Origin of the sequence: Leptospira neocaledonica (assembly GCF_002812205.1) — a bacterium.
Taxonomy (GTDB): Bacteria; Spirochaetota; Leptospiria; order Leptospirales; family Leptospiraceae; genus Leptospira_B; species Leptospira_B neocaledonica.
In genome coordinates this window covers 25,717-44,340 of the sequence record NZ_NPEA01000006.1, presented here as the reverse complement: position 1 = coordinate 44,340, position 18,624 = coordinate 25,717, and the positions used below count along the sequence as shown (strand labels likewise).

Genomic DNA, 18,624 nt, shown 5'->3' with positions numbered 1-18,624 from the left:
ATTAGCCTTTTTTAGCCATATAACGGATCAGGTCTAAAACTCTATTAGAGTAACCCATCTCGTTATCATACCAGGAAACCAATTTAAAAAATCTGGAATTCAACTCGATACAAGCGTCCGCATCAAAGATAGAAGAAAGTGTAGAACTTAAGAAGTCGTTAGAAACAACCATCTCGTCGGTGTAACCTAAGATCCCTTTCATAGCACCTTCGGAAGCTTCTTTCATTTTTGCTGAAATTTCTTTTAGGCTGGTTTCTCTAGTAGTTCTAACTGTTAAATCCACAACGGAAACGTCTGGAGTTGGAACTCTGAAAGACATACCTGTCAGTTTTCCGTTTACTTCAGGAATACAAAGACCAACAGCTTTTGCAGCACCTGTAGAAGCTGGGATAATGTTTTGCATTGCACCTCTTCCACCTCTCCAGTCTTTTTTAGAAGGACCGTCAACAGTAGGTTGAGTTGCAGTAGTAGCGTGGATAGTGGTCATCAGACCTTCTTCAATTCCGAAATTGTCCAGAACCACTTTAGTGATTGGAGCCAGACAGTTAGTAGTACAGGAAGCGTTGGAAACCACATGATCCTTACTTGGATCGTATTTTTCGTTATTCACTCCCATAACAAAAGTAGGGATGTCCTTGTCTTTTGCAGGAGCGGAGATCACTACTTTTTTAGCTCCGGCTTTGATATGTTTTTCTGCGCCGACTCTATCGGTAAATAAACCGGTGGATTCGATCACATAGTCAACTTTTAGATCTTTCCAAGGGAGTTTTTCAGGATCTCTTTCGGATACACAAAGAACTTTTTTACCGTCTACGATAAGTGCGTCGTCAGTATGCTCCACGGTCCCGTTAAAACGGCCATGAGTAGAATCGTACTTTAAAAGATATCCTAGGTTGTCCGGAGTTACTAAGTCGTTGATTGCAACAAATTCAATATTTGGGTCTTTGATCCCGGAACGGAATACCAGGCGACCGATACGGCCAAAACCGTTGATAGCGATTCTTGTCATTTTCTTCCCTTTATTTCCTTCATGTTATTTGATAAAACAGGAGCCTTTGGCTCTTCAAATACATGTTTTTATAACAAAACCATCCTGAAAATCCGTTTTTTCGCGAATTTTAGGATGGATTCTAATTGAGCGGAAGTAGGGCGACCCCTCGCTTTGCTCGGACCGCGCTGCTACGGGCTACGCTTTCGCTTCGGTCTCTTTGAGACTAAACCCTGCGCATCACTGTCGCGGTTCCGATGCGAGATTGAATATTGAATTAAAATACCTTACCTATGATCTTTTCAAAAGGCAAAGGGCCGAAATCTCGCGAATCCACGCAGTCGTCTCGGTTATCACATAGAAGAAAGTAATTTCGATCTTCTACCGTTAGGTTAGAAAGATTATCCCGGCTAGAATAGGTTCCGGAGAAAGCGGGTCTTGCGTCCTTGTATTGTAAGGAGAAGTCGGATTTTTCCTGAGCCTCAGAGATACCATTACGGTACAGGACTTTGTCCTTGATTGCGATCTGGTCTCCCGATTTTCCCATGATACGGACCAAGGCTACTTTTCCTTTTTGTGTAGGATGTTCGACTAGGACCACATCGCCTAAAAACAAGGAAGAGTCCCTAACAAAGCGGGAGATATAAATTCTTTTTCCTTTGGGGAATGCAGGAGACATCTCTTCTGTTTCCGGGACGAATGGAAATAGGAACCAAATCCGAACAGAGGCAGCGAATATGAATCCAATCACGATGGAGATCGAAAGTATCTGAGCGAATTTCTTTCGATCGAATTTTTTTTCCTTCTCTGCGAACTCTTTTTTTAATGAGAACATTTGGAACTAAGGTATGAATCCGCAAAAAAAGGTCAAAGTAGATTTTATTTGAAAAAGAGTTGAAATATCGGCTTTTCGAAGGTCCGATATTCGAAATCAATAATTAAAAGGACTTTGATTTCTCTTTGGATTTATTCGGCGGAAAAAAAATTTCTAAACTTCAATTTCTATTTCCTATCTGTCCCATTATATTCGCGGCATTTTTCCTATTTAAGGTAGATGCAAATTCAGTTTTAGTCTCCGATAACCAGAACAAAATAGTACAGGCGCAAGCATTCATAGATTCAGGATACAGAAGCCAATACCTGAGTTGTAAAATATTAGAAGATCTGGGCGGATGTAAATTTTTTCCGAGCTGGCAGCTCCTTTTGCCTAACGGTATTTCGGGGCCTTTTCCTGTAGCATTCTCTCTATTTGCTTCCTTATTCGGGCTATTAGGAGATTACAGTTTTCTATTTTACGTTTCTATTTTGTTCTTTTGGATCGGAGTATTCTTCTTAAAATTAGAATTGAACTTAAAATGGGCTGCGCTTATTTTTTTGAGTTTTAGTCCTGCTTTTTTTCATTCCGCATTATTCCCGGATTATTCAATTACTTTCCTTTTAACCTGCGTTGGACTTACTTTTTATGCCTGCCCGGTGAAAACGAAACTGTTAGGATTGTTTATAGGACTATTTGTAGGATTCGGTTTTTTCTTCCGACCTGAAAATACAATTTTATACTTCTTACTGGGAGTATTCCATCTTGTAGAATTTATTCATAAAGGTAATTCGGGAGTTTCTACAAAAGATAAGGATAGACTGGTTTTACTGATCGGGATTGGTATAGGAGTCGTATTTTACGGAATCATAAACTATTCTTTATATGGATCCGTCATCGGGACTAGAATCGAAGCCAATGCTAAAATCGGTTGGAATACCGGGTTTGAGAAATATTCCTCTCTACTCTTCTTTGGAAACGGTAGAGTCGGGTTTTTATTCTTCTGTCCTTGGATCCTTTTGTGGTTGGTATACTTTTTTATTCGATGGAAAGATCTGGAAAAATTTGAAAGAAAACTTTCCTTGGCAATCTTGATCTCTCTCTTTTTAGGAGCCTATCTTGCACCTAATGATTCAAATATAGATTGGGGGACCAGATATCTTTCCTGGTTAATTGTTCCGGCAGTAGTTTTATTTTTTTCCAAAAACAATTCAGAAAAAGTCCCGACTACAGTATGGATTTTGACAGGAATTTTGTTTTTAGTAACTTTGTTTTTTACCAGGACTTACTTTTTAGCCCAGGCGAAACTTTCCAGAGAGTATAAAAAATATAATGAGTTCTTGTTGAATTCGAATCCTGATATATATATAACAACGGATTCAAGTGTGTCTGCATTATTTGGTCAGGAAATTTTGCGTAAAAAGATATTAAAGATAGAACATATAGAAGATTTGCCAGAACTGAAGAACATCCTTTCCACAAGAAAAGGGTCCATATCTATGGCACGTTACGAGTCTATTACATCATCTCTAATGCAGACCATTAAAAAAAATGATTCCCAAGAAATCGGAACTGAAATGGAGAATTGGTTTCTGAGATCCGGATGGATATTAGGATCCAAACAAACTTTGGATAAGATAGAAATCCTAAAATTTGTACGTAATTAGATTTTGATATAAGAGTAATGAGGACTCCCTGAGAATCCATAATTTGGACTTGTGCAGGCCGAATTATGTTGTAAGATAAGGGCGCGATTGAGGGAAAATATATGCAAGAAGTACATCTGTCCGGAAATATTTTAGAATACATGGGTAAACGACCTATTTACAAAGACGGAGTGTTTTTAGCTCCAGGATCTTTAGTAGTAGGGGATGTAGTGATCGGAAAAGATTCCTCTATCTGGTTCCAAACATTGATCCGAGGGGACGTAAATTATATTCGGATCGGAGACAATGTAAACATACAGGACATGACAGTGGTCCATGTTTCCAGAAACACTCATCCGGTAGAAATTGGTGATAATGTTTCCGTGGGTCATAGAGCAGTCCTTCACGGATGCAAACTTAAAAATAATTCATTCGTAGGAATGGGAGCGATCATTATGGATGGAGTCGAACTGGGAGAATACTCCTTCGTGGCTGCAGGCGCAATGATAACCCCAGGCAAGATCATTCCACCAGGAGTGATGGTGATGGGGTCTCCCGGAAAGATCATTAGAGATATTACGGAAGAAGAACGGAATTTGATAGAAAGAACCGCTGCAAATTACGTCTCCTATAAGAATAATTATCTGCAAGATTTTTCCTATAGGATTAGCATAGTTTAAATTTCCAAAATTTTCCTATACGTTTAGGGAATATGCAGAATACTTAACTATGTGAGCGAAACAAAAACTCCGGGAGTATACCTGAGAGGAACAGGGGTCATCGGTTGGCCTCTGGCTTCTTTGTTATTAGTATTAAAGAATAAATTTGGCGGTTTCCAGGTCTTTGTAGAACCGTACAAATTACAAAAATCCGAAATACCTCAGATACTTTCCTTACTCGAAAAAGGTGGGATCATTGTAGACGATGGTTCCAATGGGGTCCGGAACTTTTTCCCGGAATGGATCTCTAAAGAAATCGCATTGTCCCAATCTAAGGTAGTGTGCGATTCTTCTCCTCCAGGAGTAGCAGATAAAAGAAAATCGGAATACTCAGAACCGATTTACGATCAGATCAAAATTTTTATCGCTCAGGGAAGTGAACATTCTTTCGGACCTCAGTTTTTATATCCGGAAAGTGCTCCACTCTTGGAAAAAAATCCGCCCAAGTTCATTCATGTTTCCACATGTAATACTCATACGTTAGCCGGAGTACTTAGGCCCTTCTACTCCGAAAAACCACAAGAGCTGACAAACATATTAGAAGAAGCCGACTTTTTCGTGATACGAAGAGATGCAGACATGGCAAAAAACGATCCTCACGTGACAGGACCTTTACTTGTTCTTCCGGAATCGCCAACAGGCACCCATCATGGAAGATTGTTGAACGAAGTATATTCTGATTTGGGATTTAAAATTAAATTGGGATCTTCTTCTGTAACGATCAATTCTCCTTATATGCATTTGATCCGCTTTCATCTCCGCTTAAAAAGAGAAATCACTAAAGAATGGCTTGTTTCTAAGATAGACAATGATCCGTTTTTAAGTACAACTGAGCTTGTTTCTACAAATTCGATCTTCTCTTCCGGAAGAGATAGAGGGTTGTACGGCAGAATTTTCTCACATGCTGTATTTCCACTTTCGGCATTGGAAGTGAACGGTAAAGAAGTGCGAGGATATGCCGCTACGCCTGGAGATTCCAACGTACATATTTCTAGTATCTATGCAGTTTATAAGGGATTGGGACTTTCCTTCGGGCCAGAAACAGAATCCTTTTTAGCCGGAATTGTCTTGAAAGAAGTATGACCGGTCTTAGAAATATCCCGACAGTTTTGATCTTTTTTCATTGATCGCATTTGATATATTGAAAAAGATGTTTAATATATTGACAAGTTCACAAAAACCCAGCTGCAGAGGTAGGAATTCCTAATGAAAGCAAATAATATCTTAGAGACGATCGGTAACACTCCCCATGTGAAAATCAACCGACTCTTTGGATCTAAATACAATGTATATTCTAAATTAGAGCGTAGCAATCCGGGCGGTTCTATCAAGGATCGTATCGCGCTTTCTATGATCGAGGACGCTGAAAAAAGCGGAAAACTCACTAAGGATACAGTAATCATCGAGCCGACTTCCGGAAACACTGGTATCGGTTTAGCTCTTGTTGCGGCAGTAAAAGGATATCGTTTGATCCTAGTAATGCCTGAGTCTATGAGCGTTGAAAGAAGAAGAATTATGGCTGCTTACGGCGCTGAGTTCGATCTTACTCCTCGTGAAAAAGGAATGCCTGGAGCAATCGAAAGAGCAAAACAACTAGTTTCTGAAAATCCAAAAGCTTGGATGCCTCAACAATTCGAGAACGAAGCAAACATTCAAGTTCATATTGAAACCACTGCAGCAGAAATCCTGAAAGACTTTCCAAATGGAGTAGACGCTCTGATTACCGGAGTCGGTACAGGTGGACATATCACTGGGGTTGCTAAAGTTCTAAAGGAGAAGTTCCCTAAAACTAAGGTATTCGCAGTTGAGCCGGAAGCTTCTCCAGTAATTTCCGGAGGAAAGCCTGGACCACACCCGATCCAAGGAATTGGAGCTGGGTTCATTCCTAAAAACTTGCACACTGATCTACTCGACGGAGTAATCCAAGTTTCTAAGGACGAGGCTTTTCAATACGCTCTTCGCGCAGCAAAAGAAGAAGGAATTTTCTTAGGAGTATCTTCCGGTGCAGCTTTAGCAGCGGTTGCTAAAAAACTTCCTGAACTTCCGGAAGGAGCAACAGTTCTTACCTTCAACTACGATACTGGAGAAAGATACCTTTCTATCGAAGGACTTTTCCCAGTTCCTTCTAACGGCTAAGATCTCAATCTAAGTCTGTTTTAGAAAATCCCGGCGGTAAAACGTCGGGATTTTTTTGTACTCATTGTTTGTTATAAAAGTATTATAATAAATTACTTGCTTTGCGAATTAAACCGAACATCTGTGCGAAAAAGTAGAAAAAGTAAAAGTTCGGTATCAAAGGAAAAAATAAACAGATGTTCAACCGTTTGAAAATATTAAAACAAATTAATGAATTGGATGCGGAGAAGGATGCACAGAAGATCGTATTTCTTGCAGGAAGTTATGATTTTCCTCAGGATGTGGAGATCTCACTTGCTATCTCTTTCTTCAGGACATTTGCAATTCCTTCTATTTCAAAAATATTAAATACTACTAAACGATTCGAACTTGCAGGACAAAAAAGATACGATGACACCGCTCTAATCCTTGCGGAATTTATAGAGAACGGACTGGACAGCGAAAGAGGACGAGAAGCCATGAGAAGGCTAAACCAGATCCATAAGGAATACGATATCAAGAACGAAGACTTCTTATATACACTCACTACTTTTATATTCGAGCCGGATCGTTGGAACCAAAAGTTCGGATGGAGAAAGAGCACTGAAAAAGAAAGATTGGCTAATTTTTATCTTTGGAAACAGATCGGAAAAAAGATGAATATCAAAAATATTCCGGAAACTTACGAAGAAATGTTGGAATTCAATCTGAGATTCGAAAAGGAAAACTTCTACCGAACTAAAGACTCAGAACAAGTTGCTCTCGCAACGATGAAGATCGCTTCTTCCAGAATTCCAAAAATTCCCGGTCTGGAATATTTGGTTTATAATGCAGTGTATTCTCTTATGGACAAACCTCTTAGAGAAGCGATGGGATTTCCGAAACCGAATCCGATCGTAGCTGGTTTAACCTATTCGATTTTAAAATTCAGAGCATTTTTCTTACGATATTTCTGGCCACCTCGAAAAACTCCTTATTACGTTACCAAACGAAATAACCCTAGTTATCCGAACGGATATTTGATTGAAGAGTTAGGACCTCATTAGAAAAATACGGAAGGGCTGGATTTCCGGTCCGTTCCGAAATGTCTGTTCTAGTACTTGTAGAATCTCCCACCAAAGTTAAAACGATCTCTTCCTATTTGGGAAAAGAATACAAGGTGCTCGCCACCTTCGGACATATCTTGGATCTTCCTGTGGATCGGATTGGGATCAAAATCGAAAAGGATTTCGAGCCGGAGTATGTTCCTCTCAAGGGAAAAAAGAAAGTTCTATCTTCTATTTTAAAGGAGGCCAAATCACATTCTTCCGTACTAATTGCGACCGACCCGGATAGAGAAGGTGAGTTTATAGGTTATATCCTTGCCCAAAAATTAGGGAAGAAGGTAAAGATTTCTCGAATTCGTTTCCAAGAAATACATAAGGACAAAATTTTACAGGCAATCTCGGAGCCTGACGAGATCGATCTGGATTTGGTAGATTCCCAAAAGGCAAGAAGAATCTTAGATAGACTCATCGGGTACAAAATCAGTCCCTTTTTATGGAGAGCAGTAGGAGGCGAAGGCCTTTCTGCGGGAAGGGTTCAATCAGTCGCTCTCAAATGGATCTGTGAAAGAGAAGAAGAGATCCGCAGCTTTATTCCGGAAACCACTTGGATTGTTTCCGCAACCGTGTTTTACAGATCGGGAGAAAATGAAAAAATCGTTTTTTATCCGCAAAAGGACGCCTTTTCCACTCAAAAAAAAGCTTCGGAGTTCCTGGATTCTATATTAAAAAAAACAAAAGTATTACAGATTACGGAAAAAAAAGAAAAGTTAGGAGAAACACTTCCGCCTCCACCTTTTACTACTGCCACTTTGCAGCAAGAAGCGTTTAGGATCTTAAAATTTTCTGCATCTAAAACGATGAAACTTGCCCAAGAATTGTATGAGGGAATAGATTTGGGAAAAGGAAAATCCCAAGGACTGATTACTTATATGAGGACAGATTCGGTTCGGATTGGAGAAGAAGCAGTCGGATCCATTCGTAGGAAGATCGGCTCAAAGTTCGGTCCTGAATTTGTATCCGACAAAACTCAAACTTATAGACTCAAAAAAACAAAGGGAAAATCCCAGGATGCTCATGAGGCGATTCGACCGGTAGATATATTTTTAGAGCCTTCTTTCGTATCCGAACTTGGAGATCGTAATCTTAGTAAGGATTCTAAAAAATTATATGAATTGATATGGAAGCGGACCCTTGCTTCTCAGATGAAGCCGGAAACTTGGAAAAGATTAACATTTATAGCAAACGCAGGCGGAGAAGTTTGGGAAGGAGAAAAACTTTTTACCCTAGATCCAGGTTATAAAAAGATCTATAATCAATATGCGGATATTCTTCCCGCTTGGAAAAAGGGAGAAACTTTAACTCCTGAACCATGGGAGATCCAAGAAAGAACCACAGAACCTCCTCCCAGATATACCGAAGCAAGTCTTGTCTCCAAATTGGAAAAAGAAGGAATTGGTAGGCCTTCTACATTTGCTTCTATCTTAGAGACATTATACAAAAGAAAATACGTATATTCGGAAAAAGGAAAATTATATTCGGAGACTCTCGGAGAAAAGGTAAATTCTTTTTTACAGGCGGCCTTTGCGGATCTATTCCGAGAAAAATTTACTTCCGAAATGGAACAAAAATTGGATTCTATCGCTTCGGGAGAGGAGAGTAGATCCAAGGTGCTTTCCGAGTTTTATTCCATCTTGGATTCTCAATTAAAAAAAACGAATATAATCGCGATCAATAAGCAGCTAAAAGAAAAACCGAAAACTCCCAAATATGGGAACTGTCCCGTATGCAAAGAAGGGGAGAGGGTTAGAAAAAAATCTTCAAAGAAAAAAGAATATTATATCTGTTCTAGATTTCCGCAATGTGATTATGCGGAATATATCTAAAATCTATTTCAAAAACGCTTTAAGAAACGTATTTTTGGAGTGAATTCTTTACCTTCCCCTTCGCCTGCACTTCCTGTGCAGAGCTCCGGGGCGCTTCGCCATCCTGACTTCGCTCTCAGGTAAAGAATTCACTCCATGTATATGTATATTTCTTAAATCGTTTTTGAAATAATTAGATCTGGCAAAGATATTGTAGGAGCTCCTACAAGTGTTCTACTATAAATTTTTCGTATGTAGGAGTTTCTACATCGCAAATCCTCTCCGTATTCTCTATGGACTCCGTGCGAAAATCCTGCTTACTTTCTTTCAGTAACTGCTACCCAGGTGCCATTCCGATTTTCTGCTTCTACCTTACGGTCGTATAGATCGGAAAGTCTTGCGGAGCTAAATGCTTCCTTGATCTCTCCTGAGAATAGGATCTTACCTGACTTTAAAAGAGCAGCATGTTCGTAAAAAGGGGGGATTTCGTCGATCCTGTGGGTAATATAAATAGAAGTGAAGTTTCGATTTTTCTTATATTCATCTAAGAAGTCTATAAATTCCTCTCTGGCTGTCAGATCCAGTCCGGAACATGGCTCATCTAAAATTACAAATTCAGGAGAAGTGCACATTGCTCTTAAGAAGAGTATTTTCTTCTTTTCTCCTGAAGATAAAGTGCGGAACAGTTGGTTTCTTTTAGCGCCGAAACCGTTCTCTTCTAAAATTCGTTCCGCTTCTTTTTCTTCCCAGGCATTGGATTCCCTATAAAAACCTATGGTATGAAAAAAACCGGTTAGAAGTACATCATAAACTGTAAGACTTTTTTGAAGCGCGCTTTCTTGCTGGGAAGAATCCAAGATTCCTATCTTATTACGTAAGATTTGCAAAGGAGTTTCTCCGAAGGTCTCGCCGAAAAGATTGATCCTACCTGCTGTGGGCCATACAGAACCGTAGATCAAATTTACCAAAGTGGTTTTCCCGGCTCCATTCCGGCCTAAAAGTACCCAATGCTCTCCGGAATTGATCTGAAAATCGATCCCGTCCAGAATCGGAGTCCCGGATCTATAAAACTTAATTCCGTGTAAATTGAGTAGGTTATTAGATTCAGTTTTCTTCATTCGCGATCTCGTAGGCCTTTGCCAATTTTTCGCAGGTCTCTTCGAACTTTGCCTTATCGTCTAACTGGAATTTTTTTAGTATACTCGAGTCAGCGGCATAATAGCTGGTTTTTTTATCCAGATAATCGCACATCATATTTGCAACGTATACAGAATCAACTAAATCCGTATAAATCGTGTTAGTCGCCATGAAGGCTCTATGATGAAATTCGATCATATGTACAAGGTCCGGAGGAAAATCCCATTTTCTGGCGAGCATTGCTCCCAGGGTGGGATGAGAAATACCTGTGGAAATTTCTTCTAAGATCGTGGAATTGGAAAGGTCCCTATTCTTTTGGTAAGACGCCAAACGTTTGAATAATGTAGGGTCCAATGAAAGCAAAATGAATTTTCCTAAATCATGGAGTAAGGCACCGACTGCTGCGATATCGGAAAGTTTTCCGAGTCCAGCTCTTTGAGAAACCTGCCTCGCGAAATAACTCGCAAGGTTGGAATGATTCCATACTTCTTGGAGTTTGGAATATCTTCCTTCCATGATCTTTCGTACGCCTGATACATACAAAAGATTTCGGACGTTCTTCAGTCCCACAACCTTAACAGCTTGGACGATAGTATTTACTTTATTCCTACTCGCGAAACCCGCCGAGTTAGAAAGTTTTAGAAGGTCCGCGCTGATGGCAGGATTTCTTTCTATCTCATTAGCGATAACTCCTAAATCGGAATCAGGATTGTTACAAAGATTTATTATTCGTGTCAGAGTATGAGGAAGTGGGGGAAGTCCATCCACTTCTGCCAAGATCCTGTCTTTGAGTTTGGTAGCCACATCCAATGGAACGATCTGTTTAGGGATCACTAAGGTAGCTCTAGTGATCTTTCCATCTGTTTCTATCTTAAATTTATCAGAACCTATGCCTGAGTTTTTTAATAATAACTGTATGAGAACGAGTCCAAGCCCCGCACTTTCTTGGCTGTCTGCCATAGAAAGAAATGCATCGGATAGATCGTTAAACTTACTCGCCGATTCTAATCTTGCTTTGATCCTTTCGGACTCTTGGGGAAGAAGTGCCGCATCGTTCTCGATCAAAAAGATCAGGTTCTGGTTCATGATCTTTGCGCGGAGACGAACTGATAGATTGGAACCTTTGAGTACCTTCTCCTGTTCATCCCATTTATGGATGATATCTTCCAGAAAACGTTTCATCCCTTTATTATAATGAGATGCTTCGTTTATATTCAGTCCTTCCGTAAGGAAAAAAAGCCTCTTGGCGTTCGCCTTATTCGCGTTCATCAAAAGTTCTTTCAGAATGGTAGAAACCACTTCCGTGAGAAATAATCTGTCCAGATTTCCCAAAACCTGGAGTAGCAGAAGATAAATCTGCTGATGGTCCTCGTCTGAAATAAATCTATATTCCAGTTCGATATCTTTCCCGGAGACAAGGGTTTCAGTGAGTTCTGTCGGATTTAGCATTCCCTCAAATTTGGGTCTAAACTCCCTTGTCGCAAGAAAAAAAATGCGCTCCATTTTTCGAATTGGGCACCTGTTTGTCCGGGGGAGACCTAAAATACTATTTGGGGGCCGGAAATGGAGAAGGAGCCAAAAAATTCAGAACAAGGATCCGAAAAAATCGGCGAGGATTTACAGGAAGAACTTAGATTTTTTCTGGAGAATCGATTGGATGGGCTTTTGGACGAGGCGGAGAAGTTCAGGCAAACCAAACAATCTTACAGAAAGACCCGATCCAAGTTTTTGAGAAAGGAGTCTATTCCTGAAAAAAACCAGGGATTTTTGCCTTTTCTTTATTCCATTTCCAACCAGCGGGAGGGGAACAGGGAGGAGCCGGAGTCTAAAGTATCAGGGGATGAGTCTTGATATGAGACCAACCCTAGATTATTTTCTCATTAGCTAAGAGCCTTTCAGGCTCTTGAAGCCCGCGACCCGGTACAAATTCGATGACATAAGTTTTGAGGCGGACTATAAATAAAGATGGACATTTGTATGGAACGATTCATGGTAGAGGCGAATGGATAGCAACTTCTTCTTCGAAGAGGCTCCTGAGGACTCGGAGAGTCGAGATATCTTAGATATCATGGACTCCTATCGGTACATGAACTCCTCTTACTTTTTCGATTTTATATCGGATGGTAGATGGGATCATGGAAAAGGTTGGGTGGAGAAAAACATCGACCGAGGACAATGGACCACAAGATTCGTTCCGGGCAGTATAGATCGTTACCGTAGACCAGGATCTGGTCAAAGTCCCTGAGCACAAAAAAAGGACCCTTTTCTGGGTCCTTTTTTATTATATAGACTTGAGAGTCTCGATCTTTAAGTCTTAGTTCACCAATTTCAAACCGTTGATGTCTATGATCTTACGATAAACTAACTTGTTTTTCTCTTTTTGTGGATTGAAGATCAAAACTACAACCTTGTTAAATGTAAAATATCCAGGACGATACTCAGTGTAATGGTGAGAGAAGATCGTGGATTTATACTTAGCATTGTATACGGTATAAGTATGTTTGCTTAAAGTATCGTGTTTTTGTTTTTGCAGATCTTCTGCAGTCTGAGGCACGAAATTGCTGATCAGGACTTTGTCTTTTGCAGGTCCTTCTTCTCCGTAAAGAACGATTGGAAGTGCATCCTTAGGATTATTTGTGAGATAATGAACCAGGGTGTCCAGATTCGGATTCGGGAATTTTACTTTTTCTCCCCTCGCGATCTTTTCATCGTAGGTTTTTTTCACGTCTGCGAACTTCTTCTCTCCCCAAACGTTTTTGCTGTCCAGTTTTACAGGAACTAAATTCTGGAAGTTTACTACCTTTGTTTCTTCTTCCACATCGTACTGTCTCCACTTAGGGAAGGGGACCAATTCTCTGCGATCATCTACTCTGGAAAGTGGAGTTTCGTTTACTGCTAAAATATAAATGGAGAAGTTCGCTGCGTCGAAGTCTCTGTTCTCGAGTTCAACCATTACGTCCATGAATTCGCCTTTTCCGTTATCCGCATGTCTACGGAAAAAGGAAACCTCTTTGACTAAGAGTCTATCGTCGTAATAGGCGAGTGGATAATATTCCACTCCTTCGGAACCTTTACTTTCCTTTTCCGCATTGTTTTGGCCGGAAATGCCATTTCCCAAAATTAAGAATAATAAGATAAAAGAAAATTTTGCGACGGATTTCATGCGATTTAATGTCCCAGTACGGTTCTTCATTTTGAATATCGACTTCTAAGCCCCGAAACTTAGCCGTTACTTCTCGTTTTTCCTCAAAAAAATGAGAAGAATTTCCATTTCGGGATGAAAACCGTTCGATTCTACCCGAGTCCTAGATTTAGTCCAGCGGATTACAGTTTGGGGAAAGCCTAAGAAATTAGGCTTTTTTGATATGGTTCTTATCGTCCACGAGAACGACTTGAGGTTTATAACCTTTTGGTAGGTCCTTTTCTTCCAAGGAACCGTAGGAGATGATAATTACTTTGTCTCCTTTCATTCCGAGGCGGGCAGCAGCTCCGTTCAAACAGATCTCTCCGGAACCTCTTTTGCCTTCGATCAGATATGTCTCGAATCTGGATCCATTGTTTACATTCACAACGGAAACTTTTTCGTAAGGAAACATTCCTGCGGCGTCTACTAAATCCATATCTACCGTCAGGCTTCCCTCATAATTCAGGTCCGCGTCGGTTACGGTGGCTCTATGGATTTTACCTTTGCAAACAGTGATGAGCATTCGGTTTACTCGCTAAAAAGTACCTTAAATATTTTGCCCGAGATATTCAAAAGCGTTTTTCTCTTAAAGAAATGGATTTTAGTGTTAATAGTTTCTTTGCTAAACTTTATTTCCGAGAAAAGGGGAGTGATCACGTAATTTTCGTATAAATTCGGATACACTCTATTTTCGTCGTAAACACTTCCTTTGAAATTTTCCAGAACCTTGCGAAGTATTCTTTTCTCCTGGCGGTTCAGGTCTATCTCGTCCTCATGCTCGGTTCCAACCCAGGTTAATAAATAACCCGAGATCCCGGTCTCGGTCAATTTCGGGGTCACATCTATTAGACGATTTTCTTTCAGGTGGAGAAGTGCCTGATTCAATTCCATCGGATACGGAGAATCTTCCAGATGGATGTACTTTTGCTCCGTAATTACTTTGGCGTATTTTTGGAAGAATACTCCATCGGAAAGATAAACCAATTTTGCAAGTTCCTGACGGTTTCTTCCTTTGGGAGATCTTTGGAGTATAAAGGAGATGACTTCGAGCAGCTTTTCCATAAATAATACGAGTGTGCAGGCTTTTTCCCTGAAAAATCCCCTTCCGTACGAAGATTACGTCCGCTTCCAGGAGAAGTCCCGGGAAAATCGAAGGGAATCGATTCTATTTTTGGAACACCCTCTTACGATAACCGGTGGGATCAATTATAATATCGACAATCTTCTCCGAAATGAGGACTTCCTTTCCGAACACGGGATCTCTCTCCAATACATAAAAAGAGGCGGGGATTATACCGCTCACGAACCCGGACAGATCGTTACCTATGTACATTTGGACTTAAAAAAAAGAGAAATTTCCATCTCGGAATTTCTGGATCAGGTCCTGGAATCTGCAATTTATTCCACGAAGGAAGTTTGGGGTCTGGATCTGGTAAAAAATCCGAACGCTCCCGGGCTGTATCTTTCTAGTTCTCCCAATCGCAAAATTCTTTCTATGGGAGTTTTGTTCAAGTCCTGGTTCACGAGCTACGGGATTGCCCTCAATGTTTCTAATGATTTTTCCGCCTTCCAATGTATCCATCCTTGCGGACAGGACTGGAAATCTATGATTTCGGTCTCCCAACTGGGACTTCCAAGCGGAGAAGATAAGAAGAAGGAATGGATCCTGGCTTTTCAGTCCAGATTTCTAGAAAATTTAAAGTCCGTAAAAGAGAGAATCCGCGCCTAAAAGGATTTTTATTCTTTAGAAAAAAGCCGAAATCGGCCGATTTTTAAAAGAAGAGAGGTTCTCAGGTGCAAATTTTTAAACATATTCTATTTTTTATTTTAGCACTTTTGGTTTGTGAAGGGATCGCCGCCGGAGCCTCTGCATGGTCCTTTTTGGAATCCTCTCTTGCTTCTTTCGAGCAGATCAAAAATCTTTCGGACCAAAGAGCCAGAGATACAATCGGTGCTATTTCTAAATCCAGCGAAGGAAAATTAAGCAAAGATAGATTGGAAGATCTGAATTTTGCATTCACAAGACTTGTAAAAGTGACTTCGGGAGATAAAGAAGGATTTATCATTTCAGAGATTAGTATGACAGATGATTCAGGTGTCGTTCTTGCATCATCTAACGAAGATTATGTGTCCGATCCAAGAGTTAAAAGAAAACCGGAACCTAAGTTTTTATCTACCAATTATACTGCGGCTCATCATTTGAGAAAATGGCAGATAGGAACTCCAATCCTTTTAGGAGATAAGAATACTTTCCAAAATGATAAACTGATGCAGATTGTTTCTCCTTATTTTCCTGAAATTTCCGAGCCAAGCGTTCTTCTTTCCATGGCAGTATATCATCCTGAAAAATTGGAAAGAGTAGCTTCTCTCCATATGAAATATGAAAGAGGGAACTTTGCACATTTTGTGAAAATCCAGACCGAACTTTTCTGGTGGACTTTGCAAAATAATACGATCATCGCTCTTATCTGCGCTCTTGTATTAGGATTTGCTCATTTACTTATTAAGAGTGTTCGTACATCGTTTACTCAGGACGGAAGGTATATCGCAGAACATCCATCTGCTCCTCCTTTATGGGAGAAGGTCGACTTTGCTCAAACCCAAGGGCCGATCCGTTGGAGAGAAAATGTTTCTTCTTCTTCTCCTTCTTACCAAAGCCAAAACCCGGCACCCGTAGAGAGAAGTATTCCTGTTCCTCCGGTGGCTTCTTCTTCTCCTGCACAAGCGGTCAATCGGGAGAAAGCGGAAATTATAGACGCTATTTATCTAGGATAAACTTTTTTGGAAATTCATACTACAAAACTGGGACATATACTGAAGGTGACTCCGAAAGGGGTTCTGGATTCCTATTCCGCATTCGACCTCGTGCGTTTTATTAAAACACGCTGGGAAGAAGGGGAAAGACTTGTACTCGTCAATTCTCATTTTGTGGAATATATAGAAGAAGATGGTATCTCCGCTCTTGTGGAATTGAAAAACTTCTTCGAAAAATTCGGCGGTAATATTGCATTCAGCGATTGGAATGAAGAAGGTTTATTAGTTTTAGGATTATTCGGTTTGAATAAGAGTCCGAACTTTTTCAGGAACGAAAAAGACGCTGAGGTTTGGCTTTCTTCTTTGAAGATCGAGGATAGAAGGACTAGAACCGAAAAATCGGAAAGTATTTCTTCTCTCAGGCAGACTAAACCGATTCAGTTTTATTCTAGTCCTTCTTCTTCTTTAACTAAGTCGGACGTTTATGTTCCTGAGATCAGTACTGTTCCCATTCCAGGGCAAGAACCAGTAGAAAAGACTAAGATTGGAAAAGATCTAGATCATTCTTTGGAGCAGGCGAGAAACATCCAAGAAAGAGTCTTATACTGCGAGTCATGTAGGGCAAGACTTAGGATTAAAACTCTTGGTCGTCACCAATGTCCTAATTGCGGAATTCAGTTTGACGTGAGTCGCACCGGTGGAGTTCGATACTTGGAGAAACTATTAGGTTAGTTTCAATCCGTCGGAAACACCGACTACGTAGGATCTCTTGTCCCAAGCTGCCAGAAGAAGTTTCGCTCTTTCTTTTTACACCCTCGTTTCCAGAATTTTAGGAGTGTTCCGAGACCATTTTATGGCCGTGTCTTTCGGGACAGGCACAGTGGCCTCTGCATTTTCAGTCGCTTATAGATTGCCGAATATGTTTCGCAATTTATTGGCGGAAGGAACTCTTTCCCAATCCTTCATGCCATTATACTCGGATGCGGAGAAGGAAGGGGTTATCGCCGCTCGAAAAATGAGCGGTGCTGTATTAAGTTTTCTTTTTGTAATCCTTTTAAGTTTTGTAGTAATCGTATTTACGTTTTCGCCCTTTGCTCTTCCGATACTTGTAGGCGGGACTCCCGAATATTCAGGGCTTGTAGTAGAACTTACCTATATTCTTTTTTTCTTAATTGTTACCGCAAGTTTATCTTCGATTTATATGGCGATCTCCAACGTTAAGAATCGATTTTTTGTTCCTTCTCTTTCTCCTATCATTCTGAACTTAAGTTACCTCACTGTTTTTTTAGGAATTTTCCCCTTTGTAGATTGGGAACTTTTAACTAAGGTCAGGGTTTTATGTTTTGCAATCGTAGGAGGAGGGATCATACAGTTGGCTGTTCAGGCTTGGTATGTTTCTAAAAATGGAGAAGGCCCGATCTTCTCCTTCAATTATAAACATCCTGCTATTTCGAAAATATTCAAACTGATGTTACCTGCGGCTGTCGGTGGAGGTTTTTACCAACTTGGACTTTTGGTGGATATATTTTTAGCAAACTATGTACAGAATACAAATCCCGGCTTAGGTGCAGTTGTTAGTTTAGATTATGCGCAGAGATTGGTGCAACTTCCCACCGGGATCATAGGTGTGGCACTTGCAACCACAACTCTACCTGCTTTACTTTCTTCCTTAAAACAAAATAAACATTCCGAGGTTCCGAAGGAAATGTTGGGAGTTTTAGGTTTTGCAGGATTTTTAACTGCACCTGCCGCTCTCGGGATAGGTATCTTGGCCGGACCAATCCTGGATTCCATTTATTATGGAGGAAGATGGGATCATCTCGCTACGGAAACTACAATCTTACCTTTAATATTTTATTCGTTAGCTGTTCCGTTCTATAGCATGAATAAGGTTTTGATTTCTACTTATTATGCTTTCCAAGATACTAAAACTCCTTTAAGGGTCCAAGCATTCACTTTTGTTTTAAACCTAACATTGAACTTTTCTCTGATCTTTTTTCTAAAACATTCCGCAATCGCATTGTCTTCTGCAGTTTCTACTGTCGTTACCTGGACTTTACTTTCGAATAATTTGAAAAAGCATGACGTTTCTTTTCCCTGGGAAGGTTTTCTTTCTAAAATCGCAAAATTGGTCCTGCCTCTTTTAGCCATGGCTGCATTTTTATTCTTCTATAAGGAGATTGTCCATCTTCGTGCCTTAGGTTTTCTCTCCGAAAAAGGCCTGAGTTATGCGAATTCTTCCAGGATCTCTTTATGCGCAGCTGTCGTGCCGGGGATGGTAATTTTTTTCCTAATGAGTCTGATTTTGGGACTGGAAGAGATAAGGTTAATAGCTGGAAAATTATTTCGTAAAAAGTAA

19 protein-coding genes are annotated in these 18,624 nt (G+C 40.2%); 12 read left to right on the top strand and 7 right to left on the bottom strand.

What is annotated here, in order from left to right:
• Window position 1: 1 nt before the first annotated feature.
• Window positions 2-1,009: a type I glyceraldehyde-3-phosphate dehydrogenase gene (gene gap, locus CH365_RS11445; RefSeq protein ID WP_100768714.1), complete on the bottom strand. Its 1,008-nt coding sequence runs from the start codon at window positions 1,007-1,009 to the stop codon at window positions 2-4.
• Between the two features lie 256 nt (window positions 1,010-1,265).
• The gene (gene lepB / locus CH365_RS11440; RefSeq protein ID WP_100768713.1) at window positions 1,266-1,823 is read right to left on the bottom strand and encodes a signal peptidase I; all 558 of its coding nucleotides are present in this window, start codon (window positions 1,821-1,823) and stop codon (window positions 1,266-1,268) included.
• A gap of 125 nt (window positions 1,824-1,948) precedes the next feature.
• On the opposite strand from lepB, the gene CH365_RS11435 reads away from it, so the two are divergent.
• The 6 genes from CH365_RS11435 to topA all read left to right on the top strand — a co-directional run bounded on the left by CH365_RS11435 (window position 1,949) and on the right by topA (window position 9,211).
• Window positions 1,949-3,469 (top strand): LA_3751/LA_3752 family putative glycosyltransferase, encoded by a 1,521-nt coding sequence (locus CH365_RS11435; RefSeq protein ID WP_244283151.1) that lies wholly within the window; start codon window positions 1,949-1,951, stop codon window positions 3,467-3,469.
• Between the two features lie 101 nt (window positions 3,470-3,570).
• Window positions 3,571-4,128, top strand: coding sequence for a gamma carbonic anhydrase family protein (locus CH365_RS11430; RefSeq protein WP_100768712.1), 558 nt, complete (start codon window positions 3,571-3,573; stop codon window positions 4,126-4,128).
• A gap of 51 nt (window positions 4,129-4,179) precedes the next feature.
• The gene (locus tag CH365_RS11425; RefSeq protein WP_100768711.1) at window positions 4,180-5,250 is read left to right on the top strand and encodes a hypothetical protein; all 1,071 of its coding nucleotides are present in this window, start codon (window positions 4,180-4,182) and stop codon (window positions 5,248-5,250) included.
• Between the two features lie 123 nt (window positions 5,251-5,373).
• A complete protein-coding gene (cysK, locus tag CH365_RS11420; protein WP_100723592.1) occupies window positions 5,374-6,303 on the top strand; it encodes a cysteine synthase A in 930 nt (309 codons plus the stop codon).
• A gap of 176 nt (window positions 6,304-6,479) precedes the next feature.
• Window positions 6,480-7,328: an oxygenase MpaB family protein gene (locus CH365_RS11415; protein ID WP_100768710.1), complete on the top strand. Its 849-nt coding sequence runs from the start codon at window positions 6,480-6,482 to the stop codon at window positions 7,326-7,328.
• A 38-nt stretch (window positions 7,329-7,366) separates the two neighbouring features.
• Complete coding sequence (gene topA / locus CH365_RS11410; protein ID WP_100768709.1) at window positions 7,367-9,211, top strand: type I DNA topoisomerase; 1,845 nt, start codon at window positions 7,367-7,369, stop codon at window positions 9,209-9,211.
• Window positions 9,212-9,507: 296 nt separating this feature from the next.
• On the opposite strand, the gene CH365_RS11405 is transcribed toward topA, so the two are convergent.
• On the bottom strand, window positions 9,508-10,308 hold the full coding sequence (locus CH365_RS11405; RefSeq protein ID WP_100768708.1) for an ABC transporter ATP-binding protein: 801 nt from the start codon (window positions 10,306-10,308) through the stop codon (window positions 9,508-9,510).
• Window positions 10,295-11,830, bottom strand: coding sequence for an HDOD domain-containing protein (locus CH365_RS11400; protein ID WP_425268554.1), 1,536 nt, complete (start codon window positions 11,828-11,830; stop codon window positions 10,295-10,297). Before CH365_RS11400 ends, CH365_RS11405 begins: the two co-directional genes overlap by 14 nt.
• A gap of 60 nt (window positions 11,831-11,890) precedes the next feature.
• Between CH365_RS11400 and CH365_RS11395 the strand changes: the two genes are divergently transcribed.
• Window positions 11,891-12,178, top strand: a complete 288-nt coding sequence (locus CH365_RS11395; RefSeq protein WP_100768706.1) for a hypothetical protein — start codon at window positions 11,891-11,893, stop codon at window positions 12,176-12,178.
• A 151-nt stretch (window positions 12,179-12,329) separates the two neighbouring features.
• Window positions 12,330-12,572 (top strand): hypothetical protein, encoded by a 243-nt coding sequence (locus CH365_RS11390; RefSeq protein WP_100709534.1) that lies wholly within the window; start codon window positions 12,330-12,332, stop codon window positions 12,570-12,572.
• A 69-nt stretch (window positions 12,573-12,641) separates the two neighbouring features.
• Here the strand turns inward: CH365_RS11390 and CH365_RS11385 are convergent, their stop codons facing one another.
• The 3 genes from CH365_RS11385 to CH365_RS11375 form a co-directional block, all read right to left on the bottom strand.
• Window positions 12,642-13,490: a hypothetical protein gene (locus tag CH365_RS11385; RefSeq protein ID WP_100768979.1), complete on the bottom strand. Its 849-nt coding sequence runs from the start codon at window positions 13,488-13,490 to the stop codon at window positions 12,642-12,644.
• A gap of 187 nt (window positions 13,491-13,677) precedes the next feature.
• Complete coding sequence (gene panD, locus CH365_RS11380; protein ID WP_008592788.1) at window positions 13,678-14,034, bottom strand: aspartate 1-decarboxylase; 357 nt, start codon at window positions 14,032-14,034, stop codon at window positions 13,678-13,680.
• Window positions 14,035-14,039: 5 nt separating this feature from the next.
• Complete coding sequence (locus CH365_RS11375) at window positions 14,040-14,573, bottom strand: type II toxin-antitoxin system antitoxin SocA domain-containing protein (protein WP_100768705.1); 534 nt, start codon at window positions 14,571-14,573, stop codon at window positions 14,040-14,042.
• Between CH365_RS11375 and lipB the strand changes: the two genes are divergently transcribed.
• From lipB to murJ, 4 genes are all read left to right on the top strand, one after another.
• Window positions 14,551-15,240 (top strand): lipoyl(octanoyl) transferase LipB, encoded by a 690-nt coding sequence (gene lipB / locus CH365_RS11370; protein WP_100768704.1) that lies wholly within the window; start codon window positions 14,551-14,553, stop codon window positions 15,238-15,240. The genes CH365_RS11375 and lipB overlap by 23 nt on opposite strands.
• 65 nt (window positions 15,241-15,305) lie before the next feature.
• Complete coding sequence (locus CH365_RS11365; protein WP_100768703.1) at window positions 15,306-16,286, top strand: LIC_12071 family protein; 981 nt, start codon at window positions 15,306-15,308, stop codon at window positions 16,284-16,286.
• 6 nt (window positions 16,287-16,292) lie between these two features.
• Window positions 16,293-16,997, top strand: a complete 705-nt coding sequence (locus CH365_RS11360; RefSeq protein ID WP_100768702.1) for an STAS domain-containing protein — start codon at window positions 16,293-16,295, stop codon at window positions 16,995-16,997.
• A gap of 37 nt (window positions 16,998-17,034) precedes the next feature.
• Entirely contained in the window at window positions 17,035-18,624 is a 1,590-nt protein-coding gene (gene murJ, locus CH365_RS11355) for a murein biosynthesis integral membrane protein MurJ (protein WP_100768701.1), read from the top strand.